General features: G+C 60.3%; 22 protein-coding genes. 15 read left to right on the top strand and 7 right to left on the bottom strand.

The genetic code is table 11. The features are described from left to right. Nucleotides 1-98: 98 nt before the first annotated feature. On the top strand, nt 99-692 hold the full coding sequence (locus tag FHX76_RS06320) for a TetR/AcrR family transcriptional regulator (RefSeq protein WP_167148986.1): 594 nt from the start codon (nt 99-101) through the stop codon (nt 690-692). Nucleotides 693-768: 76 nt separating this feature from the next. Here the strand turns inward: FHX76_RS06320 and FHX76_RS06315 are convergent, their stop codons facing one another. Further along, nucleotides 769-1419 carry a TIGR00645 family protein gene (locus FHX76_RS06315; protein WP_341777875.1) on the bottom strand — a complete coding sequence of 217 codons (651 nt, stop codon included), beginning with the start codon at nt 1417-1419 and terminating at the stop codon, nt 769-771. A gap of 262 nt (nt 1420-1681) precedes the next feature. Here FHX76_RS06315 and FHX76_RS06310 point away from each other — a divergent pair, with 262 nt between their 5' ends. From FHX76_RS06310 to FHX76_RS06285, 6 genes are all read left to right on the top strand, one after another. Then, nucleotides 1682-2758, top strand: a complete 1077-nt coding sequence (locus tag FHX76_RS06310) for a histidinol-phosphate transaminase (protein WP_167148984.1) — start codon at nt 1682-1684, stop codon at nt 2756-2758. Nucleotides 2759-2807: 49 nt separating this feature from the next. Beyond that, nucleotides 2808-3413 carry an imidazoleglycerol-phosphate dehydratase HisB gene (gene hisB, locus FHX76_RS06305; protein ID WP_167150390.1) on the top strand — a complete coding sequence of 202 codons (606 nt, stop codon included), beginning with the start codon at nt 2808-2810 and terminating at the stop codon, nt 3411-3413. Then, complete coding sequence (gene hisH / locus FHX76_RS06300) at nt 3410-4045, top strand: imidazole glycerol phosphate synthase subunit HisH (RefSeq protein WP_167148982.1); 636 nt, start codon at nt 3410-3412, stop codon at nt 4043-4045. The genes hisB and hisH overlap by 4 nt, the downstream gene beginning before the upstream one ends. 60 nt (nt 4046-4105) lie before the next feature. Then, nucleotides 4106-4852 carry a bifunctional 1-(5-phosphoribosyl)-5-((5-phosphoribosylamino)methylideneamino)imidazole-4-carboxamide isomerase/phosphoribosylanthranilate isomerase PriA gene (gene priA, locus FHX76_RS06295; RefSeq protein WP_167150388.1) on the top strand — a complete coding sequence of 249 codons (747 nt, stop codon included), beginning with the start codon at nt 4106-4108 and terminating at the stop codon, nt 4850-4852. A gap of 107 nt (nt 4853-4959) precedes the next feature. Beyond that, a complete protein-coding gene (locus tag FHX76_RS06290) occupies nt 4960-5769 on the top strand; it encodes an SseB family protein (RefSeq protein WP_167148980.1) in 810 nt (269 codons plus the stop codon). Nucleotides 5770-5857: 88 nt separating this feature from the next. Beyond that, nucleotides 5858-8566, top strand: coding sequence for an FHA domain-containing protein (locus tag FHX76_RS06285; RefSeq protein WP_279587603.1), 2709 nt, complete (start codon nt 5858-5860; stop codon nt 8564-8566). A 144-nt stretch (nt 8567-8710) separates the two neighbouring features. On the opposite strand, the gene FHX76_RS06280 is transcribed toward FHX76_RS06285, so the two are convergent. After that, nucleotides 8711-9133, bottom strand: a complete 423-nt coding sequence (locus FHX76_RS06280; RefSeq protein WP_167148976.1) for a DUF1844 domain-containing protein — start codon at nt 9131-9133, stop codon at nt 8711-8713. A 318-nt stretch (nt 9134-9451) separates the two neighbouring features. On the opposite strand from FHX76_RS06280, the gene infC reads away from it, so the two are divergent. From infC to FHX76_RS06260, 4 genes are all read left to right on the top strand, one after another. Beyond that, nucleotides 9452-10111: a translation initiation factor IF-3 gene (gene infC / locus FHX76_RS06275; RefSeq protein WP_341777916.1), complete on the top strand. Its 660-nt coding sequence runs from the start codon at nt 9452-9454 to the stop codon at nt 10109-10111. A gap of 42 nt (nt 10112-10153) precedes the next feature. After that, entirely contained in the window at nt 10154-10351 is a 198-nt protein-coding gene (gene rpmI, locus FHX76_RS06270; protein WP_167148972.1) for a 50S ribosomal protein L35, read from the top strand. Between the two features lie 39 nt (nt 10352-10390). After that, nucleotides 10391-10777 carry a 50S ribosomal protein L20 gene (rplT, locus tag FHX76_RS06265; protein WP_167148970.1) on the top strand — a complete coding sequence of 129 codons (387 nt, stop codon included), beginning with the start codon at nt 10391-10393 and terminating at the stop codon, nt 10775-10777. 260 nt (nt 10778-11037) lie between these two features. Beyond that, the gene (locus FHX76_RS06260; protein WP_167148968.1) at nt 11038-11844 is read left to right on the top strand and encodes a TrmH family RNA methyltransferase; all 807 of its coding nucleotides are present in this window, start codon (nt 11038-11040) and stop codon (nt 11842-11844) included. A gap of 105 nt (nt 11845-11949) precedes the next feature. On the opposite strand, the gene FHX76_RS06255 is transcribed toward FHX76_RS06260, so the two are convergent. From FHX76_RS06255 to FHX76_RS06240, 4 genes are all read right to left on the bottom strand, one after another. Continuing rightward, nucleotides 11950-13191: a Dyp-type peroxidase gene (locus tag FHX76_RS06255; RefSeq protein ID WP_167148966.1), complete on the bottom strand. Its 1242-nt coding sequence runs from the start codon at nt 13189-13191 to the stop codon at nt 11950-11952. Then, nucleotides 13192-13764 carry a copper chaperone PCu(A)C gene (locus tag FHX76_RS06250; RefSeq protein ID WP_167148964.1) on the bottom strand — a complete coding sequence of 191 codons (573 nt, stop codon included), beginning with the start codon at nt 13762-13764 and terminating at the stop codon, nt 13192-13194. 68 nt (nt 13765-13832) lie between these two features. After that, complete coding sequence (locus tag FHX76_RS06245) at nt 13833-14612, bottom strand: copper resistance CopC family protein (protein ID WP_167148962.1); 780 nt, start codon at nt 14610-14612, stop codon at nt 13833-13835. Nucleotides 14613-14718: 106 nt separating this feature from the next. After that, entirely contained in the window at nt 14719-15345 is a 627-nt protein-coding gene (locus FHX76_RS06240; protein ID WP_167148960.1) for a hypothetical protein, read from the bottom strand. A 255-nt stretch (nt 15346-15600) separates the two neighbouring features. Here FHX76_RS06240 and FHX76_RS06235 point away from each other — a divergent pair, with 255 nt between their 5' ends. From FHX76_RS06235 to FHX76_RS06220, 4 genes are all read left to right on the top strand, one after another. Then, the gene (locus tag FHX76_RS06235; RefSeq protein ID WP_167148958.1) at nt 15601-16419 is read left to right on the top strand and encodes an amino acid ABC transporter ATP-binding protein; all 819 of its coding nucleotides are present in this window, start codon (nt 15601-15603) and stop codon (nt 16417-16419) included. 63 nt (nt 16420-16482) lie between these two features. Continuing rightward, complete coding sequence (locus FHX76_RS06230; protein ID WP_167148956.1) at nt 16483-17379, top strand: glutamate ABC transporter substrate-binding protein; 897 nt, start codon at nt 16483-16485, stop codon at nt 17377-17379. Nucleotides 17380-17465: 86 nt separating this feature from the next. Further along, nucleotides 17466-18113 carry an ABC transporter permease subunit gene (locus FHX76_RS06225; RefSeq protein ID WP_167148954.1) on the top strand — a complete coding sequence of 216 codons (648 nt, stop codon included), beginning with the start codon at nt 17466-17468 and terminating at the stop codon, nt 18111-18113. Beyond that, a complete protein-coding gene (locus FHX76_RS06220; protein ID WP_167148952.1) occupies nt 18110-18976 on the top strand; it encodes an amino acid ABC transporter permease in 867 nt (288 codons plus the stop codon). Before FHX76_RS06225 ends, FHX76_RS06220 begins: the two co-directional genes overlap by 4 nt. A gap of 118 nt (nt 18977-19094) precedes the next feature. On the opposite strand, the gene mgtA is transcribed toward FHX76_RS06220, so the two are convergent. Next, on the bottom strand, nt 19095-21851 hold the full coding sequence (gene mgtA, locus FHX76_RS06215) for a magnesium-translocating P-type ATPase (RefSeq protein WP_167148950.1): 2757 nt from the start codon (nt 21849-21851) through the stop codon (nt 19095-19097). Between the last annotated feature and the right edge of the window lie 12 nt (nt 21852-21863).

The raw sequence follows: 21863 nt of genomic DNA, 5'->3' as shown, positions 1-21863 counted from the left end.
TATAAAGCGAATGATCGTTCTTTATAATGGTCGCATTGTGAAATCATGTCAAGAACAAACATTCTTTTTGCGCGAAACTCACGGGATAGGCTGGAACGATGCCAAAGGTCAGCGAAGAGTACAAAGCAGAGCGCCGAGCCGAAATTGCGGCGGCAGCGCTCCGCTGCTTTGCCCGAAAAGGCTTCCAAGCAACGTCGATGGCCGAAATTATTGCCGAAACGGGGCTCTCAGCTGGTGCCATCTACGGGCACTACGCGAGCAAAGATGACCTCGTCGTTGACTGCGCGCGATACTTCCTCGGCAACAGAGTGAACGACCTCGCCCGGCTCAAAGACCAGCGCCCTCTTCCTCAGCCGGGGCAGGTCGCCGCCATGTTCATCGCGGGGTTTGGCGAGGATCTTGGCGACTTCGGCATTCTTGTGCAGGTCTGGGGCGAAGCCGTGTCAAACCCGAAGGTCGCTGAGCTGATTGGCAGCGTGCTCACGCAGACGCGGACCGTCTACGAAGACTATCTCGCGGAATGGTTCAGGGCGAAAGGCACCCTCAACGAGCAAGAATGCGTGGCAAAGGGAATTGCGTTTGCCCCCGTTATTGTGTCGCTGTGTCAGGGATATATGGTGCAGGGCACGGTGCTGCCAGACTTTGATGGGGAAGCGTACCTCGCTACGCTTCTTGACCTCAGGTTCGATTAACGAATCCGGGGCTTCCTGCGGGGCGCTTGCGCACATCCCCACAACAAGCCCCGAATGGTCGAGCTGCTGTCAGCTGTTAGTGCTTCACATTGGCCGCCGCAGCCTCCATAAGCGTCTTGTTCTGCAGGCGGTCAATCCATGCGAGTGCAAGCGCCGAAACGATGAACGCGAGGTGGATAACAACCTGCCACATGACGCCTTCCGAGGTGTAGAGCTTGTCGACGTTTTCGGCGAGCTTGCCGGTTCCGCCGATGGGTCCAACCTCGATGAAGGTCTTCAACAGGTGGATGCTCGAGATGCTGATGATCGAGATCGACAGCTTGATTTTGAGCAGGTTGGCGTTCACATGCGAAAGCCAGTCTGGCTCGTCGGGGTGTCCGTCAACGCGGATCTTCGAGACGAAGATCTCGTAGCCGCCAATAATCACCATGATGAGCAGGTTTGCGATCATCACAACGTCGATAAGTCCGAGCACAGCGAGCATGACGCCGGATTCGTCGAGGCCGTGGCCACCGAACACCTCCTGCATGAGGTGCCAGAGGTCGATCATAAAGACGACAACATAGACGGCTTGGGCAACGATCAGCCCAAGATAGAGCGGCGCCTGCAGCCACCGGCTCGTGAAGATGAAATAGCCGAGGGCCCGCGAGGTCGCGCCGACCGGCCGATATGCGCGCTGCCCGTCAAGAAGCGGGTCAGTGGTTTCGGTCAGGTGGTCAGGTTTCACGCGCGGCTCCAATGTTGAAAAACGAAAGTCGTGTCGGCTAGGAAGCAATATTTTAGCCGTATAACCTAGGGCCGCTGCTGAGCGTTCGTCCCCGACCCGCCCTCAGCCCACCCTCGCCCCGCCCCTTTCCCCCTCCCTCGTGGGGTGCAATTTCGCTCGTGGGGCGCAAATTTTTGCACCCCACGAGCGAAAACGCACCCCACGGCGGGAAGAAGGCAGCACTCGACGGCCGAGGTGAGGCCCATCGCGTATATTTGATCGGGTGGCTACCCTTGATGATCTTCCGCTCCGTTCTGACCTCGTAGGCAAGAAGCCCTACGGCGCACCGCAAGACCCCGTGCCGGTGAGCCTGAACGTGAATGAGAACACCCATCCCATCCCAGAAGAGGTTGCGATCGACATCGTCTCGTCGCTCGCCAAGGCCGTTGTTGGGGCAAATCGCTACCCAGATCGGGATTTTGTTGAGCTGCGCCGTTCTCTGGCCGGCTACCTCGGGCACGGGCTCACCGAGAAGAATCTGTGGGCGGCAAACGGTTCTAACGAAGTACTGCAACAGGTCATGCAGGCCTTTGGCGGCCCTGGCCGTAGCGTGCTGAGCTTTGTCTCGACCTATTCCATGTACCCGCTGCTTGCAGACGGAACGGGCACCGAGTGGATTCCCGTGCAGCGCGACGAGCGCTACGAGTTGTCGGCCGAGACCGCTGTTGCCGCGGTGCGTGAACACCAACCGAGCATCACGATTCTCTGCTCGCCGAATAACCCGACCGGCACCCCGGTATCGCTCGACGTAATCCGCGAGCTCTACGACGCAACCGACGGCATCCTTGTGGTTGACGAAGCCTATGCCGAGTTCGCGGCTTACGGATTCGAATCTGCGCTGAGCTTGCTGCCTGGCCGCGAGCGGCTGCTCGTGTCTCGAACCATGAGTAAAGCCTTCGCTTTTGCCGGCGTTCGCCTCGGCTACCTCGCGGCCGATCCGGCCGTTGTGGATGCGCTCACCCTCGTCCGCCTCCCGTACCACCTCTCCGCGCTCACGCAGGCGGCTGGTATCGCCGCGCTTCGTCACGCCGATCGGATGCTCGCAACCGTCGACGATATCCGTGCTGAGCGCAACCGCATCGCCGAACGCCTCACCGAACTCGGCTACGACGTGTACCGCAGCGAAAGCAACTTTGTGTTGTTCGGGGGAGTGACTGATCCGAATGCCACGTTTGAGGCGCTGCGTGCGCAGGGAATCCTCATCCGCGACGTAGGCATTCCTGGCCACCTTCGCGTGAGCGCTGGCACGCACGAGGAGACCGGCGTCTTCCTCGACGCGATTGCCAAGCTTCCGCGGTAACCCAACAACCACCCCGAATAGAATCGACGTTATGACACAGGCATCATCCATGCGACAGGCGCGTGTTGCGCGCATCAGCCGTTCAACGAGCGAGTCGAGCATCGAGCTTGAACTCAACCTTGACGGAACGGGCAAATCCGATATTCAGACAAGCGTGCCGTTCTTTGACCACATGCTGACGGCCTTTGCAAAGCACTCGCTGACGGACCTCACTATCAAAGCAACCGGAGACACTCACATTGACGTGCACCACACGGTTGAAGACACCGGCATCGCGCTCGGCCAGGCCATCCTTGAAGCGCTCGGAGACAAGTCCGGCATCGCCCGCTACGGCGACACCTTTGTGCCGCTGGACGAGTCGCTTGCCCAGGCAGTGATCGACATCTCAGGTCGCCCCTACCTCGTGCACAGCGGCGAGCCGGAGGGCTTCGAGTTTCACCTCATTGGCGGTCACTTCACCGGTTCCATGGTGCGCCACTTTTTCGAGGCGATTGTGCTGAACGCGCGCCTGACCGCGCACATCCGGCTCGTTGAGGGCCGAGACCCTCACCACATCGCCGAGGCCGAGTTCAAAGCATTCGCCCGCGCCTTCCGCGTGGCGAAGGCCTTCGACGACGCCGTAGACGGCATCCCCTCAACAAAGGGAGCACTGTGACCAAGCCGAGCGTCGTCGTTTTTGACTACGGTTCGGGCAACGTCCACTCGGTTGTCAAGGCGGTTCAGCGGGCGGGCGCGGATGTTGTGCTCACTGGCGACCGCAAGCTGGCGATGGAGGCAGACGGACTCATCGTTCCCGGTGTCGGGGCATTTGACGCGGTCATGAACCAGCTCAACGCCGTTCGCGGGGGAGAGCTCATCGATCGGCGCCTTGCCGGCGGACGCCACGTCCTCGGCATCTGCGTCGGGTTGCAGATCATGTTTGAGCGTGGCGACGAGCGAGGCAAAATTACCGAGGGGCTCGGCGAATGGCCGGGCGAGGTGACGCGCCTCGATGCTCCGGTACTGCCGCATATCGGGTGGAGCACCGTTGAAGTTCCCGAACACTCAACGCTGTTTGACGGCGTTGAGGATGAGCGTTTCTACTTTGTGCACTCCTACGGTGCCCAGGAGTGGACGCTTGACCCGCATCCAGCGATTCGGCCTCCTGCCGTGACCTGGGCCGAGCACGGTTCCCGCTTTATTGCGGCCGTCGAAAACGGTCCGCTGACTGCCACGCAGTTTCACCCCGAGAAGTCAAGCGAGGCGGGTATCCGGCTGTTGTCGAATTGGATCAGCGGCCTGGGCTAGAATCTCCTGTTGTGTGTTGATGCAGCCCGCGTCAACAACCCCCAAGCCAACAAGGACATGATGAGCGAATTCAATAAGCGGCCCAAACTTGAGCTGCTGCCTGCGGTTGACGTTGCTGATGGGAAGGCCGTGCGCCTCACCCAGGGCGAGGCTGGAACCGAGACGAACTACGGTTCTCCCCTCGAGGCGGCCCTCGATTGGGTGAACCAGGGCGCGGAGTGGATTCACCTCGTTGACCTCGACGCGGCCTTTGGGCGCGGCAACAACGCCGCCATCCTCAAGAAGGTCATTAAGCAGACCCGCGGCGTCAACATTGAGCTTTCCGGTGGCATTCGCGACGACGCGAGCCTCGAAGCAGCCCTTTCGCTCGGACCGAAGCGAGTCAACCTTGGCACCGCTGCCCTTGAGAACCCAGAGTGGACGCGCAGCGTTATCGCTCAGTATGGCGAGCTCATCGCGGTTGGCCTCGACGTGCGTGGCACGACGCTTGCCGCCCGCGGCTGGACCGAAGACGGCGGTGACCTCTGGGAGGTCCTCGATCGCCTTGAGGATGCCGGCTGCGCTCGCTACGTGGTCACCGACGTGACCAAGGACGGCACGCTCCGCGGCCCGAACGTTGAGCTGCTTCGTCAGGTGCTTGACCGCACGCACCGCCCGGTCGTTGCATCCGGTGGCGTCTCAAGCTTGGACGACCTCGCCGTACTTCGCGAGCTCGTGCCTGCCGGCCTTGAGGGCGCAATTGTCGGAAAGGCCCTCTACGCTGGAGCCTTCACGCTCGGCGAGGCCCTGGACGTCGCCGGCGACTAATCGCTTCCTGAACCTGCATCTATTTGCGAGTAATTGCGACAAATGCACGCGATTTGAGCAGATTCTCGCAAATAGATGCAGGTTCGGGGTTTGAGAAAGGGTGTGGCATGGCCGCGAAGAATCTTGGGTCGACCGGGCTTGACGGGGCATCCCTCAACCTTGGCGACCAGCCGCACGCCGACTCGGCAGGGCAGCCCTGGGCTGGCCGCAGCTTCGAGAGCAATGAGTTTGCCGACGATAATGGCCTGATTGATGAGGCTCTCGGCTCGGCGCTTGCCGGCTTCGCGGCTGGCACTGGCGGGGTAGAAGCGGTTGTGGATGCGTTCCGAACCGCGCGCCTCCTCATCCCGTTAATCGCCGAGGCCGGTGACGTTGGCTACACCGATGCTGGCAAGCTCGTTGACAAAACCCAAGAGCTGTCGATCGTCACGGTTGCCGCACCGGACGGCCGAAAAGCCCTCCCAATCTTTTCTTCCGTTGACGCTATGAAGCGCTGGAACGCGGAGGCTCGCCCAGTGCCGGCAGACGGCGTTCGTGTCGCCCTAGCTGCCGCAGGCGAAGACACCGATCTTATTGTGCTCGACCCCGGCTCCGATACGCAGTTTGTGCTGCGTCGACCCGCCGTCTGGGCTGTTGCGCAGTCGCTGCCGTGGTCTCCAGGATGGTCTGATCCAGACGTCATTGCCGAGTTCGAGCGAAGCATCGCTGGAGAGCCAGCAGCTATCTCCATCTCGCTTGGCGATGGCGACCCTCGGGCGCTCCTCGCCGCGCCAGAAACGCTCATTTCGCTGCGGTTGGTTCCCGGCCTCGATCGAGACCAGGTGAACGCCGTACTGGAGTCGCTCCAGGCAACATGGTCGCAGAGCGAGATCATCGCAACACGGATTGATTCGCTGTCGCTTCAACTCACGGCCTAGTTGGCGGTCCACGCCCGTTCCTCGTGAACGAGGGGTGCTGTGACGGTGGTAGCATCCCAGAGGGGGCTCACTACCGGGAGCTATAACGATGCGACACCTCACCATTCAAGCGAATGGTTGCGAGGTGACCCTGCAACCGGGTGAGACACTCGATATCGGCCGCGATCGCAGTTGCGACCTTGTTCTTGAGGATCGACTGGTTTCTCGGGTCCAGGCCGTTCTCTACTACGGCGATGCGTGGTATGTTGCCGACCGCGAGAGCGGCAACGGAACTTTCCTGAACGGCGAGCGAATCGAGATCGCCCAGCTTCCGGAAGCCGGCTTGCTTTCGTTTGGCGATGAGCATGGGCCATCGCTTCGGTTTGCGCACGAGGGGCAGGCATCAGCCGCCGATTGGAACCGGCATCCCGCAGCTGGGGAACCTGGCGTTCCGTCCGTGCCCGTTTCGGTGTGGGTTGGTGGGGTTGAACACCAATTTGAAACGGGCAGCACTGTTTTGCTTGGGTCGGGGGAGCACTGCGATGTGCGGCTGGCCGGCGATGGTGTGTTGTTCGAGCACGCGCTGCTTCGCGATGACGGTGGATGGTCGGTCAACGCCATTGGCTCGTCTTGGCCGGTTCGGCCGGACGGAGCATCGGCAGACGTCTCGCTCATCGGCGATGGTTGCCAGCTATGGTTCGGCGATCAGGCTGGTGGACAGTGGGTCGAATTCGCGCCGAGCTTTTCGACGCATACCGACTCAACGACGGCCCGCCCGATTGCTGGAGAGGCCCCGTCCATCCCCGAAACGGATTTTGAGGCAACGAGCCTCGCCGGAGCGTTCCCCCAGGCATATAGAGGGCATCAGCAACACCTCGTTGACCAGGGCGACGTTGCTCACTCCTTCATCATCGGTTCGGCGTCTGATTGTGGATATCCCCTTGCCGACATACTCGTTTCGCGCCAGCATGCCAGGGTGACCGAACGCGGCGACTCGTTTGAGATTGTTGACCTCGATAGCCTCAACGGCACGTTCATTAACGGTGAGCTCATCACGAGGCGGCGGCTCTATGAGGGCGATTTACTCACCATCGGGCATAACGATTTTGTGCGGGTCGGGAATGCCCTTGTGCGATTACGCGAGGCGTCGCCTGAGAGCGGCGGGCTTGAGGTGCACGGGCTTAATTTTGTGCTTCCCGACGGGAAGCGGCTGCTTGATAACGTGAGCCTCACGGCTCGTCGCGGTACCCTGACGGCCGTTGTTGGCCCCTCGGGTGCTGGCAAATCGACGTTTGGCCGGATGATAACGGGCGGGTCGGTTCCAACCGGTGGCATCGTCAAATTTGACGGCTTTGATGTGCACCGAAGCTACTCTATTGTTCGGTCTCGCATCGGTCTTGTTCCTCAAGAGGATGTGTTGCACTGGCAGCTCGGGTTGAAGCGCGCACTCGGATACGCGGCAACGCTCAGGCTTGCGGCCACGGCTGCTCGTGCCGAGCGTCAGGCCAAGGTTCGTCAAGTCATTGCCCAGCTTGGTCTTGACGGGCACGAGCACACGAGGATTAGCAAGTTATCCGGTGGCCAGCGGAAACGATCATCCGTTGCGCTTGAGCTATTGACCGAACCGTCACTGTTGGTCCTCGACGAACCGACCTCTGGGCTTGACCCCGCGCTCGACCGCCAGGTTATGCTCACGCTTCGCGAACTTGCTGATGGCGACCGCGCTGTTGTGGTTGTGACCCATTCCGTTGCCTACCTCAGTCTGTGCGATCAGATACTTGTGCTCGCTCCCGGTGGTAAGCCGGTGTATGTTGGCCCGGTTGAGGAGCTGGCCGCCTTTTTTGGCACCGACGACTGGGCCGAGATTTTTGCTCAGATCGCAGCCTATCCCGAAGAATCGCACGCGCGATATGAGCTGAGCGCGCCGCCGGCTCCCGCCGTGAGCCATGACGTTACGCCGCATGCGACAACGCAGAAAGCGTCTCGGGGCGGTGCGTCTGCCCTTACTCAGTTTGTGACGCTCGCGATTCGCCAGGCTCACCTGCTGATTGCCGACAGGGGGTATCTGGCGTTTCTTCTTGCCCTGCCGGTTGTGCTTGGGCTTTTATCACTCGTTGTTCCGGGGGAGGCCGGGTTTACCGAGACCGATCCCACCAAACTCGACACGATGGGGGAGCCGTCTCAGATACTCTCGCTCCTCATGATCGGGGCGTGTTTTATGGGTGCTTCCGTCTCAATTCGTGAACTTGTTGCCGAACGGCCAATCTTCCTGAGGGAGCGCGCCGTTGGGCTCTCCGTCTGGGCTTATGTGATGGCCAAGATCGTGGTGCTCGGCGCGATGACATGGTTCTCGGCTGCCGTGACCGTCGCCATCGTGCTCTGGGGGAAAACTCCGCCGGAAGACTGGGTTGTGATACCGGATGCCCGAATCGAGCTGTATATCGCTGTGGGGATGACAGCGTTTGTGTCGATGCTTGTTGGGCTCTGTATCTCGGCATTTGTTCGGTCGAGCGATCAGACGATGCCAGTGCTTATCGTGATGCTGATGGCTCAGCTGGTGCTCCACGGCGGCATCATTCCGGTCACGGGTCGGGCCGGCCTTGACCAACTGTCGTGGCTGATGCCTGCTCGTTGGGGATTTGCTGCTGGCGCATCTGGGATGGGCCTTCGTGACCTTGTTCCGTCAATTGATGAGGACTGGCTATGGGAGCACGAAGCGTTCCAATGGATACTCGCGATTGGCGTCTTGTTGGTGATGAGTGCTCTGCTGATCGTCGTCATTTATGGTCAGCTGCGTGGAAAAAAGAAGCTTCTCTAAGCCAGCCGCCAATAGCAGCGATGTGCCTCTCCCTTTGAACACCGTGCGTGACGGCAATGATGTTGACGTGCCGTTGGGAATCCGGGTGCGCCATGCACAAAAAAGGTGGGCCTGCCGAAGCAAGCCCACCGTGGAAATGTCGCTTTAGTTGACCGGTCCCGTGTACTTTTCGCCTGGGCCCTTTCCGATGGGGTCGGGGATGACGGATGCCTCGCGGAAGGCGAGCTGCAGCGAGCGGAGGCCGTCGCGAAGGCTACGAGCGTGCATATCGCTGATCTCGGGTGCGCCGGCCGTAATGAGCCCGGCAAGGGCGTTGATGAGTTTGCGTGCCTCGTCGAGGTCGAGCTGGTTCTCAGGGTCGTCGGCAAGGCCACATTTCACCGCGGCTGCGCTCATGAGGTGGACGGATGTGGTCGTGATGACCTCTACCGCGGGAACGTCTGCGATATCGCGCCCCGCCGACTCCGCCTCGCGGGCTGCGCGTTCGCTAAACCGAGCTTCATGCTCCGCGTTGCGGGCCGTTGATGCCTCGTTGTCGTTCTCGCCGAACACGTGTGTGTCACTCATTTGAGCTGCTCTTTCGCTTTGGGCGACTGCGGGATGGCCCTGGCTGGTCTTCTGCCGCAGTCTCTGCTAGTATTCATGAGGCTCTGGAACTTATAGTTTCAGTACGAAAGTGGATTATCTCCCACCCGCGTTGACCGCCATACCAAGGTTACCGGGTAGATTGCACTCCGCTTCACCAGATTTCGATCTGGCGAAGTAGATTTGAGGGTGTGGCCGATGTGAACAGAATATGTTCGCTGACGCGCGATAGTTCGTCTTCGTGGCTCGCCCGGTTCAAACCGGTTGAGGGGCTACCACCACTATCGTAAGGAGCAGCGCATCAGCGATCCCCGTACAAATGAACGCATCCGCGTCCCAGAAGTTCGACTGGTTGGACCCAGTGGCGAACAGGTTGGCGTCGTGGCGATTGAGGTTGCCCTGCGTCTAGCCGCTGAGGCTGACCTCGACCTGGTGGAGGTTGCGCCTAACTCAAAGCCTCCCGTTGCCAAGATCATGGATTACGGCAAGTTCAAGTATGAGGCTGCGCAGAAGGCGAAAGAAGCTCGACGCAACCAGGCGAACACCATCCTCAAAGAGGTCCGGTTCCGCCTCAAGATCGATAAGCACGACTACGAGACCAAGCGCAAACGCGCAGAGGGCTTCCTCAAGCAGGGTGACAAGGTGAAGGCCATGATCCTGTTCCGCGGTCGCGAGCAGTCGCGCCCAGAGCAGGGAGTCCGTCTGCTGCAGAAGTTTGCAGAAGACGTTCTCGAGTTCGGCACCGTGGAGTCAAACCCTACGATCGATGGTCGCAACATGGTGATGGTTATCGCCCCGCTCAAGAACAAATCTGAGGCAAAGGCAGAAGCCAACGCCCAGCGCGCATCCAATAAGCACTCCTCGCACAATAACGAGGCCAAGGATGCTGCAGAGACCAAGACCAGCGATGCAGCTGAGAGCCCGGCCGAGGCCGAAGCTCCAGAAGCAGCCGCAGAATAAGACTTTTGCCACCGCGGTGGCGAAACCGATAGAGGAGAGAAAATGCCTAAGATGAAGACCCACTCGGGCGCCAAGAAGCGTTTTAAGGTCACCGGGTCCGGCAAGCTGAAGAAGCAGCAGGCCGGTATGCGACACAACCTTGAGGGCAAGTCGAGCCGCCGCACCCGTCGCCTCAACCAGGACCAGGTCCTGTCGAAGGCTGACAGCAAGGTAGCAAACAAGCTTCTCGGTCGCGGCTAAGCACCGCACCCACCGACTTAACGTAAAGGAAATCCAGAAATGGCAAGAGTAAAGAGAGCCGTCAACGCTCACAAGAAGCGTCGCGTTATCCTCGAGCGCGCAAAGGGCTACCGCGGACAGCGTTCACGTCTGTACCGTAAGGCAAAAGAGCAGACGATCCACTCGTTCGTCTACCAGTACCGTGACCGTCGCCAGCGTAAGGGTGACTTCCGTCGCCTGTGGATCCAGCGCATCAACGCTGCATCGCGCGCCAACGGCCTCACCTACAACCGTTTCATCCAGGGCCTTGGTCTTGCTGGAATCCAGGTTGACCGTCGCATGCTTGCCGACCTGGCAGTTCACGAGCCTAAGACGTTTGCTTCGCTGGTTGAGAGCGCTCGCGCAGCTCTTCCTGCTGACACGTCAGCTCCTAAGGTCTCTGCATAAGAAGGATTTTGCGCAAGCAGGATTCTGCGTAAGCACGAGTCACCTAACATCGGTTTGTCCCACTAGCTCTCGTTGAGAGCCATGTGGTTACTCAGCCCCGCACCCGGTTCGCCGGTGCGGGGCTTTGTGCTGTCCACGGAACGCTACATCGCTCGTGGGGCGCAGAATCGCTCGCGGGGTGCAGAATAACGCACCCCACGAGGCGGAACGCACCCCGCGAGGCAACTCGGCCCCGCTGCTCAAGCGCCTAGACTCGTACCATGCTTGAAAATCCCCGCTCACCCCGTGTCCGTGCCGTCGCCAAACTCGCGCGCAAGTCAGCAAGACAAGAGAGTGGCTACTTCCTTCTTGAAGGACCCCAGGCCGTGCGAGAGGCGTTGACCTTCCGCCCAGAACTGCTTGGCGACCTGTTTGGCACGCCAACCGCTCTTGAGCGTTACCCAGAGATTGTTGCCCTCGCAGAGGAAGCCGACCTCGAGTTCGAGTACGTCACCGAAGAGGTGCTCGAATCGATGGCCGATACCGTTACCCCGCAGGGCTTCGTGGCTGTTTGCCGGCAGTTCCCTGTCTCGGTCAAGGAGATTTTTGCCGGCGACCCGAAGCTTGTCGTCATCCTCGAAGAGGTTCGCGACCCAGGCAACGCGGGCACCATTATCCGCGCCGCCGATTCGGCCGGGGCCGATGCCGTCATCCTGACCGGTCGCAGCGTTGACCTGTACAACCCGAAGGTCGTCCGCTCGACAACCGGTTCGCTTTTTCACTTGCCGGTTGCTGTGGATGCCACGCTCGAGGATGTGCGCGGTCGCGCCCAGTCTGCTGGCCTCACGGTTCTTGCCGCAGATATCAAGGGCGACAGCCTTTTGGATGCGCGTCAGGACGGCAGCTTGGCCAAGCCAACCGCGTGGTTGTTTGGTAACGAGGCGCGTGGGTTGACCGACGAGGATCTTGCCTTGGCCGATCGCTCGCTCACCGTGCCGATTTACGGCAGCGCCGAATCGATGAACCTTGCCACTGCAGCTTCCGTGTGCCTCTATGAGAGCGCCTTCGCCCAGCGCGCTGCTGAGTAGTGCACCGCAAAACTGCTCAGTAGTCATCCGTTCGCCGCTCGTTGCGAGGTATCGCCCAGATACTCGCAACGAGCGGCGAACGGATGCGCGTTTCGGCGCGTTCGGCTACTGAAAGAGTTGTTCCCCCACGAAGCCACCTTCCGCGCAGCCCGCTGGGATGGCGAAGACGGCCGAGCCAACGTGCGAGATCCATTCGTTGAGCATGTCGAGGTCGTCGAGCCGCTGCTGGAGCGGCACAAACTGGGCGACCGGATCCGCCTGGTACGAGGCAAAGAGCAGCCCGGCGTTTCCGTCGGCGCCGGTCGTCGGGCCGTCGTCGTAGTTGTAGCCCCTACGGAAAATGCGCTCTGACGTGTTCTCGCTTCGCGCTCTTCTGATGTGCGACTCCGTTGCGATCACCGGAAACCCGAGGGTATTGGTTGCCTGAAAGTCCGTCTCGTCCTGTTCTTCAGAACCCGTGAGCGGGGCACCGTTGCTGAGGGTGCGACCGACGGCGGATTCCCGCCCAACCCGGTCGACCATGTCCCACGTGTCGAGGTTCATGGCGATGCGCCTGAGGACAAGCGAGGTGCCGCCGGCCATCCACTCCGGCTCTCCGCCGCTCCACACAACGCCGGCAAAATCCTCGCTGCCTGGAGCCGGGTTGACGGTCCCGTCCACCTGCCCAAACAGGTTTCGCATGGTGGTTCCCTGAGGCTGTGAGCCCTTGGCGTTGCGGAATCCTGACTGGCTCCACCTGAGCGTTGCAAAGGTGCGCGCATCCTTGCTCAGCATGCGAATGCAGTGTGACAGGCTGAGCGGGTCGTCAGAGCCGACCTGGAGCAAGAGATCGCCGTGGCTCGTTGCGTTGTTGAGGGCGTCCTTACTGAACGCTGGGAGCGGGGAGAGCCATGCGGGAAGGCGGTTGGCATTCACTCGCCGCACGAGTTCCGGCCCAAACCCAAACGTCACGGTGAGGTGCGCCGCCACCTCGGCGAGCTCAGGTTCCGAGTCGGCGAGGGCTGAGCGGGCCTGGGTCAGCTTCGCGGCGTCGTCGGTGAGGATGCGCAGCATCCGCTCGATTGCGCCCCTGTCGGTTGTTGGGAGCAGGTCAAACGCGAGAAACGTTGTGAGGGCAGGGGGAGGAGTCGCAATTCCCGCCTGGTGCACACCGTAGAACGGTTCGAGTCCCCATTCACTGCCGGATGTTTTGGCGCCTTCTGCGGGTTGTTCCTCGCCTGCTCTGATAGCCGCGTCGATACCGACGGCACCGACGGCGCCTATCCCAGCCGCGGCACCCCCAAGGAGGAGGTGCCGGCGGCTGAGACCGCGCCGGCCATCAGTTGTTGGCTGATGACTCGTTGTCATTTAGTGATCCATACCCTCGTGCTCGTCTGCCGGAGTCTCGGTTCCGTCGCCGTGTCCTGGCGCGTAGTTTTCGTTTGCGCCGGAGTACGCCTTTACCGGAACGGTGACGTCGTAGGTCGATCCGTCGTCAAGCGTGATGGTGAGTTCGACGTTGACGCCGGGCTCAAGTGCGCCGGTGAGGGCCATGAGCATGATGTGGTCGCCGCCGGGTTCGAGGTCGTATCCACCGCGGGCCGGGATAACAAAGCCACCCTCTTTTGCCTGCATTTTTCCGTCAACAACCTCGTGGAGTTCGACCATGTCGGCGCTCGGCGTGCTTGCCGAGACGACGGTCACATCTTGGTCGGAGCTGTTCTGGAGGTGCCCAAACGCGCCCGTCATGTCTCCGTCGACGGCCTTCACCCAGCCGTCGGTGAGGGTGATCGCGGCGGATTCGGCGGATGCGTTGGCCGAAGGCGTCGGCGAGGTTTCGCTGCTTGGGGTTGAGCATCCGCTCAGGGCAAGAGTGGCTGCGGCCACAAGGGCGGCTGCGGCAAGCGTGAGGCGGGTGGTTGGCAGGGTAGTGCTGTTCATGAGTGTTCTTTCGTACTGCGAAGGAGGCGCGCCAAAGTGTGCATGAGGCACCGGCGCGTCAGAAGTGTTTAGTGAACGAGAGTGTCGCTGTTTCGGCCCGATTTGGGCTCGTCGTCATCGTCTGGATCGTCGCTGTGATGTCCGTTGTTTCGCTCGTTGCCGCGGCCAAAGCGGCGGCGCGCTCGTCGAGAGGCCACAACAAGAAGGGCAACGATGCCAACCGCAATCGCCGCGCCGATGAGGGCGATGACGAGCGTGCGGATGACGCTTGGCACCGAGCGCTGCATGTCCTGTGCGTCGGCCACGGAATCCGTGGCCTCTGGTGTGGACGTTGGTGCAGCAGACGGCGTTGCCGAAGTTCCGGCATCACCAACCACAAAGGAGTAGGTTCCCTCGATGGGATGACCGTCGCTCGAGACCACTCGCCACACGACCGTGTACGTGCCATCATCAAGCGGCTGTCTGACCGGCTGGGTAACGGTCGGCCCTGCGAGTTCGCTCGGCCCTGAGGCCCAGTCGGTTGCGCCATCAACGATGGTCGCGCCCTCAAGCACTCGAACCTCGGTACCTATTTCAATCAGATTGTCCGAGAAGGTCAGGCTGATTTCCGTTGGTGCCTCGTCGAGCGTTGCGCCGTCGGCAGGGGTCGCCGAGATCAATTGGTCGTGGGCGCTGGCCGGTGTGGCCAGACCGGGGGCCGTGAGCAAGGCCGCTGCAACCGTGAGGGTGAGCGCGGCAAGGATGCCGGCTCGAACGGTTGCGCGCAGGCCAACGGTGCGACGTCGATGAGCGGATGCCGGTGCGCCGTTGTTGGCGCGCACGACTGCCACTGCGTGGGGGTAATCCATTGGTTGTTGTTCCTTTTCCGGCACGTACTGTGCTGTGCCGGGTAGGTGCAGCTCGGCGCGCGAGAGTGAGACTCTTGCGACGACCGACTGCGTTGCGAACACGATGCTAGCTGGCGACCGGTTGGCTTGGTGGTCCGCGGTAGCGCAGGCCGCGCATCCACCTGATGGAAGGAACAAAAACGTTACGCCAAGCGACAGTTGCCGTGCTTGGGTTGTTGATGTGAACGGGGAGCGGCCGTTCGATGATGATCGCACCAAGAAGCATGCGGAGTAGTCCACCGATTGTGAGGATGGCCTCTTCGCCCCTGCGAAGCATTGCGATGGTCAGCACGGCGGCGAAGGCGTGGGCGACCCACATCCACGCTGGATGGGTCGCCATAGCTGCTTCGCTGCTCATCATCCCAATGGTTTGTAGCTGGGCGGTGGATACCCCGTGCTGGTGCGCGCCGCCAACGGCGCCCGCAATGGATGCTGGCCCTGACACGTATGAGAAGAAAAAGTGGAAGAGTGCCTGGCTGCTCATGACGGCAACCGATACTCGCCAGAGCGAGCGTGTGCGTCCGGCAAAGACGGTGCAGACGGCAGCGGCAACTACGAGGGCAGCCGCGATTCCGATAACGGAGGGGGCGGAGCCGCCCGCGGCGAGGTGCGAGAGCGCCGCAACTAGAATCGTGACGACGGCACCAAGGAGGCCGCGAAGAACGCGCTGAGGCCTCGTCATGGTGTTGGTCACACCGCTAGGGTAGCTGATCCGAGGCCCGCTTGGGAGTCGACGGCTCAGCGGAGTATCCAACTCGCCCAAGCTGAAGAGACAATGAGTTTGTTTTTGTAACCTTTAGGTTACGATAATGACGATGTCCCAACCGGGTAAATTGGAGAGAATCTACCGTTCCTCCGGTATTTTTCTGGTTTCGATTGGGTTGCATCATGGTAACAAAACGGTCGGGACCGCAGCGTGCGCGGCATGATCCGCGCTAGCGTTGACAACATGACTGATTCAGATTCCGCACAGAAGCGACCCAGCCTGAATGCTTTTGAGACCACAAGCAACCCAATTGTTGCCGCGGTTGGCGAGCCGCTCGTTGTCGTTGACAGCGTTGAAAAGTACTACGGCGACTTCCACGCACTGAAAAACATCAACCTCACCGTGAATAAGGGTGAGGTTGTTGTGGTCATCGGTCCCTCAGGTTCAGGAAAGTCAACGCTGTGCCGCACGATTAACCGCCTTGAGACCATCACAGAGGGCGAAATTCGGATCGACGGCAAGAAGCTGCCAGAAGAGGGCAAGGCCCTCGCGGCCCTCCGTGCGGATGTTGGCATGGTGTTTCAGTCGTTCAACCTCTTTGCGCATAAGACGATTCTTGAGAACGTGACGCTTGGTCCGATCAAGGTCCGCAAGCTGAGCAAGGCCGAAGCCGAGAAGCAGGCGCGCCAGCTGCTTGAGCGGGTTGGCGTTGGACAGCAGGCAGATAAGCTTCCCGCCCAGCTCTCCGGCGGCCAGCAGCAGCGCGTTGCCATCGCCCGGGCGCTGGCTATGAAGCCAAAGGTCATGCTGTTTGACGAGCCCACCTCGGCGCTTGACCCAGAGATGATCAACGAGGTGCTTGACGTCATGGTTGAGCTTGCCAAAGAAGGTATGACCATGATCGTCGTGACGCACGAGATGGGCTTCGCCCGCCGCGCGGCAGACAGAGTCGTTTTTATGGCCGACGGCCAAATCATCGAAGACGAAGATCCAGACACGTTCTTTGACCACCCGCGCAGTGACCGCGCCAAAGATTTCCTGTCAAAGCTCCTCACCAACTAGTGAGCGGGCCGTACCGGGATACCACCACCGGTTCTACCGAACCGGTTGATTGAAAGGAATGCAATGCTGAAGAAAGCACTGGTAGTAGGAGTTGGCCTCGTCGCCGCTCTGACCCTGAGCGCCTGCGGAGGAAGCTCTGACCCCGCAAGCACCGATGGAGCCGACTCTGGCTCCTCCGACGCGCTGTTCGAAGTTGCAACAGATTTCACCCTCGAGGGAAGCCCAACGTTTGACGCGATCGACAAGCGCGGCAAGGTCATCATCGGTGTGAAGGAAGACCAGCCTGGTCTTGGCTTCCTTGACGCCGCAACAGGCGAGCGCACCGGTTTTGACATCGAAATCGCCCGCTGGGTAGCCGCCTCCATCGGCTACGACGAGGCCGATATTGAGTTCAAGGCCATCCCAAGCGCCAACCGCGAATCCGCGATTGTCAACGGTGACATCGACTACTACGTTGGAACCTACTCGATCACCGACAAGCGTAAAGAGCAGATCGACTTTGCCGGTCCGTACTTCGTCACGGGCCAGGGACTCCTGGTCGCGAAGGACAACACCGATATCAAGAGCGAAGACGACCTCGCCGGCAAGACGGTGTGCTCGGCAACGGGTTCAACACCCATCCAGAACATCAAGGAAAACTTCCCCGACACCAAGACCGAAGAGTTCGAGACGTACTCGCAGTGTGTTGAGGCCCTTCTTGACGGTTCGGTGGATGCCGTGACCACAGACCAGGCCATCCTGCTTGGATACGCGTCGCAGCAGCCAGACGAGCTCAAGGTTGTTGGAGAGCCCTTCACCGTTGAGAACTACGGTGTTGGCATCCAGAAGGGTGACGACGTCTTCCGCACGCACGTGAACGAGCTGTTCACGGATGGTGGAGACACCTGGCAGGCCATCTACGACGCGACCCTCGGTCAGTCGGGCAGCAAGGTAACCCAGCCAGAGGTTGACGCCTACTAAACGAATGTTGGTGCGGCACTCCGCCGTGGGTGCCGCACCTTCCTCGTTGTTCCATTTCACAGCATCCGTGACCGAAAGGGTCCGCAGTGGATACGCTCCTCAATAATCTCGACCTCTTTGTGTTGGGGTTCAAGAACACGCTGATTCTGTTTTCCGTCTCAGCGGTGTTTGCGCTCGTGCTTGGCACCATCGTTGGTGCCCTTCGAGTATCGCCGGTGACGTCGATGCGCGCGCTCGGTACGTTCTACGTCAACGTCATCAGGAATACGCCGCTCACGCTGCTCATGTTCTTCTTTGCCTTTGGTTATCCGAAGCTCAACCTCGGCAACCTCAGCTTCACCACCCTCGCCATCATGGCGTTGAGCATTTACACGGCGACGTATGTTGCCGAGACCCTTCGCTCTGGTATCAACACGGTCCCCGTTGGACAGGCAGAGGCCGCCCGCGCGATTGGGCTCCCGTTTGGGCAGACAATGTCTCTCGTTATCCTCCCTCAGGCTTTCCGCTCGGTGATCCCGCCAATGATGAGCGTGTTTATCGCGCTCCTTAAGAACACAACGGTTGCCGCTGGCTTCTCCGTTGCCGAGGCTGGAGCGATCAGGGCCAATCTTTCTGAGCGTGGCGAGCCAGCGATTATCGTGCTGCTCTGGGTCGCGCTCATCTTTATCCTGTTGGTTGGCATCCTTTCGGTGCTGCAGCGTCGCCTTGAGAAGAAGTGGAAGGTGGCACGATGACCAGCGTTCTGTTTGATGCCCCCGGCCCACGGGCCAAGAAGCTCAATGTTGTGCTCAACATTGTGACCGTGATCGTTGTCCTCACGATCGCGGGTTTTATCGCCTACCGCTTCTACGAGACCGGTCAGTTCACCGAGGCAAAGTGGAAGATCTTCTCGTTCCCGCTTGTCCAAGAGCGGATTCTAGAAGCCACCCTCGCTACGCTCAAAGCCTTCGCGCTCGGTGCCGTTCTGAGCCTGATTCTCGGACTCATTCTTGCGATCGGTCGGATGTCTGACCACGCCTGGGTCCGGATTCCGTGCACCTGGTTTGTCGAGTTGTTCCGCGCCGTACCGCTGCTGATCCTCATGATGATCATGTACTACGGGCTTCCGCCGCTTGGCGTCGACTTCATGACACCGTTCCTTGCGGTGGTTATCGGACTCGCGCTCTATAACGGTTCGGTGCTCGCAGAGGTGTTCCGCTCCGGTGTTGAGTCGCTGCCAACCGGACAGCGCGAGGCCGGCTACGCGATCGGTCTTCGCAAGTCACAGGTGCTGTCGATTATCTTGATGCCGCAGGCCATCCGCGCGATGCTCCCCGTGATCATCTCGCAGCTTGTGGTCATCCTGAAGGATACGGCGCTCGGCTTTATCGTGACTTACCAGGAGCTGCTCTTCCTTGCCAAGTACCTTGGCACGCAGGGGCAGTACGGTTCGCCGATTATCCCGTCGGCCATCGTTGTTGGTGCCATTTACGTTGGGCTCTGCCTGATCCTGTCCGGTATTGCCAAGTTTGTTGAGGCGTGGTCTCGGCGTTCGCCAAAGGCATCGAAGGGCGTCGAGGAAAAACTGCAGCTTGAGGCCGAGAACCTCTCGGCGTAGCGCTCACATGATACAGAACGGGCCGGCCCCGCAGCGGATGCTGTGAGGCCGGCCCGTTCTGTTTCTCGTTGTGATCGGTCGTATCTTCAACGGTGAGGCGTTCGGACGCGCGGCCGTTTCACAGCCAGGTGCCAAACTTCTTGATGAACCGCACCTTCACAAACTGCGTGAGTGCGCAGTACGCAAGCAGGGTAGCGATAAGCCAGGGGAAGTAGGACCACGGCAGCGGTACGAGTCCGAGTGACTGGCCCCAACCCGAGAACGGCAGGAGGAGCCCGAACACGCACACCGCTGACGTTGCAAGGATCACGGGGAGAGAAGCCCTCGACTGGATAAATGGAATCTTGCGCGTGCGGATCATGTGCACGATGAGCGTCTGCGAGAGCAGCGACTCGATGAACCAGCCCGACTGGAATAGCGAAGCGTCGGCAACCGTATTCGCCTGGAAGACAAACCACATGAGTGCAAAGGTCGTGATGTCGAAGATCGAGCTGATCGGGCCAATTCGAATCATGAACTGGGCAAGGCTCTTTGTCTCCCACTTGCGAGGCTTGCGCAGGTATTCGTCGTCCATCTTGTCCCATGGCAGGGTGAGCATCGAGAGGTCGTACGTGAGGTTTTGCACGAGCACCACCAACGGAATCATCGGGATGAACGGCAGCATTGCGCTCGCAACGAGCACCGAGAACATGTTGCCGAAGTTCGACGAGGCCGTCATCTTGATGTATTTCATGGTGTTGCCGAAGGTGCGCCGGCCCTCGATCATCCCGTCCTCGAGCACGTTGAGGTCCTTTTCGAGCAGGATGATATCTGCCGATTCCTTCGCGATATCGACCGCGGTATCAACTGAGATTCCAACATCCGCCGCACGAAGCGCTGCGGCATCGTTGATCCCGTCGCCGAGGAATCCGACGACGTGGTCGCCAGCCCTGAGCGCCTCAACGATGCGAGCCTTCTGCAACGGATTGACCTTTGCAAACACGGTCGTGCGCTTGGCAAGTTCGGTGAGTTCCTCGTCGCCGAGGTCCTCGATCTGGTTGCCAAGCACAATCGCACCAACATCCAGCCCAACCTGCTGGCAGACGGTCGCTGCCACAAGCTCGTTGTCGCCCGTGATGACCTTGACCGCGGTGCCGTGTGCCTGAATGGTCGCGATGGCGTCGGCTGCGGATGCCTTTGGCGGGTCAAGGAACGCGAGCAGCCCAATGAGGGTCATCTCGGTTTCGTCTGAGGTGAAGTAGTCGGCCTCAAGCCCTTCCTTTGGGATCGGCACGATGCTGCGAGTAGCGAGGGCAAGCACACGCATCCCGAGCGCATTATTCTCAGCGATGAGCGACTCGATTTCGCGCCGGCGCTCTGGGGTGAGCTTACGGGTCTCGCCGCCGCAGCGCTCGGTGCTGCACACCGACATGACTTCCTCTGCCGCACCCTTCGTCACGATGAGGTGCTGCGAGCTGTCGCCAACCACAACCGACATCCGCCGCCGCACAAAATCAAAGGGCATCTCGTCAACAAGGTCGTAGGTGAGGAGCACGCGGTCTAACGAGTCCTGTCCTGCGGCATCGATGATGGCCCGGTCGAGCAGGTTGCGCAAGCCAGTCTGATAGTGCGCGTTCGCGGTCGCCAGCAGCAGAATCTCGTCGCTGCTGTTCCCATCAAGGTCGAGGTGGCGCTCGAGCACGATGCGGTCTTCCGTGAGCGTTCCGGTTTTGTCGGTGCACAGCACATCCATCGCTCCAAAATTCTGGATGCTGTTGAGCCGTTTGACGATGACCTTACGCTTCGCCATGTACTGGGCACCCTTTGCGAGGTTTGCCGTCACGATGAGCGGCAGCATCTCGGGGGTCAGCCCGACGGCAACCGTGACGCCGAAGAGGAACGCGCTGGTCCAATCCTTGGTGAGGCCGTTGATGACAAAGACGATTGGCACCATGACAAGCATGAAACGGATGAGCAGGAAGCTCACATTCCTGATACCAACGTCGAAGCTCGTCTCAGGCCGGTCGCCGCTGAGGCCTGACGACATGCTGCCGAAGTAGCTGTTGCGCCCGGTGCCAAGCACAACTGCCGTGCCTGAGCCGCTGACGACCGAGGTCCCCATGAAACCGATGTTGCTTGCCTCAAGCAGATCACGTGGCTGAAGTTCTGGCATTGGGTCAGGCGTTTTCTCTGTTGGCAGCGATTCACCGGTCAGCATGGACTGGTTGAGCTGCAGATCCTTCGACCGCAGCAGGCGCACATCCGCTGGAATCATGTCACCTGCGGCGAGCTGGATAATATCGCCGGGCACGATGCCCTCAATAGGAATTTCGCGGGTGACAGCTATTCCACCACGAGACCGCGTGACCGCGGCTGTGGTACGCACCATCGCTTTGAGTGCTTCCGCAGACCTGCTCGACCGAAACTCCTGCCAGAAGCGCAGTACGGCACTGACCAACACCATGATGCTGATCGTAATGACGCCCGTGTATTCGGGGCCTTCTTCCGGGTCCGCCCAGATGATATCGGTGAATGTCATGATTACGACGAGGCAGAGCAGGATGATAATAAAGGGATTCTTGAACGCAAGAAGGAACTGCACAATGGCAGGTGCCGGCTTATTGTGCTCAACCTCGTTTGGGCCAAATCGCTCAAGGCGATCCGTGACCTCGGCTGGAGGGAGCCCATCGGCGGTTGTCTCCAATCGCGTCAGCGCCTGCTCGGTTTGCCCTATTGCGGCAGCGCAGAGGAGACGCTGTTGCTGATCGCTCAGCAGCGTCTTCTGCTCGGTGCGGCTGTCCTTCTGTGAGTCTTTTTTGGTTGGTGGGGGAGTCTGCACAGCGTGCGTTGCTCCCGTTTCGAATGCGGCGCGTGCCGCTGCATTTGGGTACTTCATGATGTCTTGCCT

It is taken from the genome of Lysinibacter cavernae, assembly GCF_011758565.1.
GTDB classification, from domain to species: Bacteria; Actinomycetota; Actinomycetes; order Actinomycetales; family Microbacteriaceae; genus Lysinibacter; species Lysinibacter cavernae.
The sequence above is the reverse complement of the archived record's forward strand: the minus strand, read 5'-3'. Positions and strand labels throughout refer to the sequence as shown.

Bases quoted from the DNA above. Each gene is read 5' to 3' on its own strand.
- FHX76_RS06320 (WP_167148986.1), top strand. From the start codon at position 99: ATGCCAAAGGTCAGCGAAGAGTACAAAGCAGAGCGCCGAGCCGAAATT.
- hisB (WP_167150390.1), top strand. From the start codon at position 2,808: ATGCGACAGGCGCGTGTTGCGCGCATCAGCCGTTCAACGAGCGAGTCG.
- priA (WP_167150388.1), top strand. From the start codon at position 4,106: ATGAGCGAATTCAATAAGCGGCCCAAACTTGAGCTGCTGCCTGCGGTT.
- FHX76_RS06290 (WP_167148980.1), top strand. From the start codon at position 4,960: ATGGCCGCGAAGAATCTTGGGTCGACCGGGCTTGACGGGGCATCCCTC.
- FHX76_RS06285 (WP_279587603.1), top strand. From the start codon at position 5,858: ATGCGACACCTCACCATTCAAGCGAATGGTTGCGAGGTGACCCTGCAA.
- FHX76_RS06280 (WP_167148976.1), bottom strand. From the start codon at position 9,133: ATGAGTGACACACACGTGTTCGGCGAGAACGACAACGAGGCATCAACG.
- rpmI (WP_167148972.1), top strand. From the start codon at position 10,154: ATGCCTAAGATGAAGACCCACTCGGGCGCCAAGAAGCGTTTTAAGGTC.
- rplT (WP_167148970.1), top strand. From the start codon at position 10,391: ATGGCAAGAGTAAAGAGAGCCGTCAACGCTCACAAGAAGCGTCGCGTT.
- FHX76_RS06260 (WP_167148968.1), top strand. From the start codon at position 11,038: ATGCTTGAAAATCCCCGCTCACCCCGTGTCCGTGCCGTCGCCAAACTC.
- FHX76_RS06255 (WP_167148966.1), bottom strand. From the start codon at position 13,191: ATGACAACGAGTCATCAGCCAACAACTGATGGCCGGCGCGGTCTCAGC.
- FHX76_RS06250 (WP_167148964.1), bottom strand. From the start codon at position 13,764: ATGAACAGCACTACCCTGCCAACCACCCGCCTCACGCTTGCCGCAGCC.
- FHX76_RS06245 (WP_167148962.1), bottom strand. From the start codon at position 14,612: ATGGATTACCCCCACGCAGTGGCAGTCGTGCGCGCCAACAACGGCGCA.
- FHX76_RS06235 (WP_167148958.1), top strand. From the start codon at position 15,601: ATGACTGATTCAGATTCCGCACAGAAGCGACCCAGCCTGAATGCTTTT.
- FHX76_RS06230 (WP_167148956.1), top strand. From the start codon at position 16,483: ATGCTGAAGAAAGCACTGGTAGTAGGAGTTGGCCTCGTCGCCGCTCTG.
- FHX76_RS06220 (WP_167148952.1), top strand. From the start codon at position 18,110: ATGACCAGCGTTCTGTTTGATGCCCCCGGCCCACGGGCCAAGAAGCTC.
- mgtA (WP_167148950.1), bottom strand. From the start codon at position 21,851: ATGAAGTACCCAAATGCAGCGGCACGCGCCGCATTCGAAACGGGAGCA.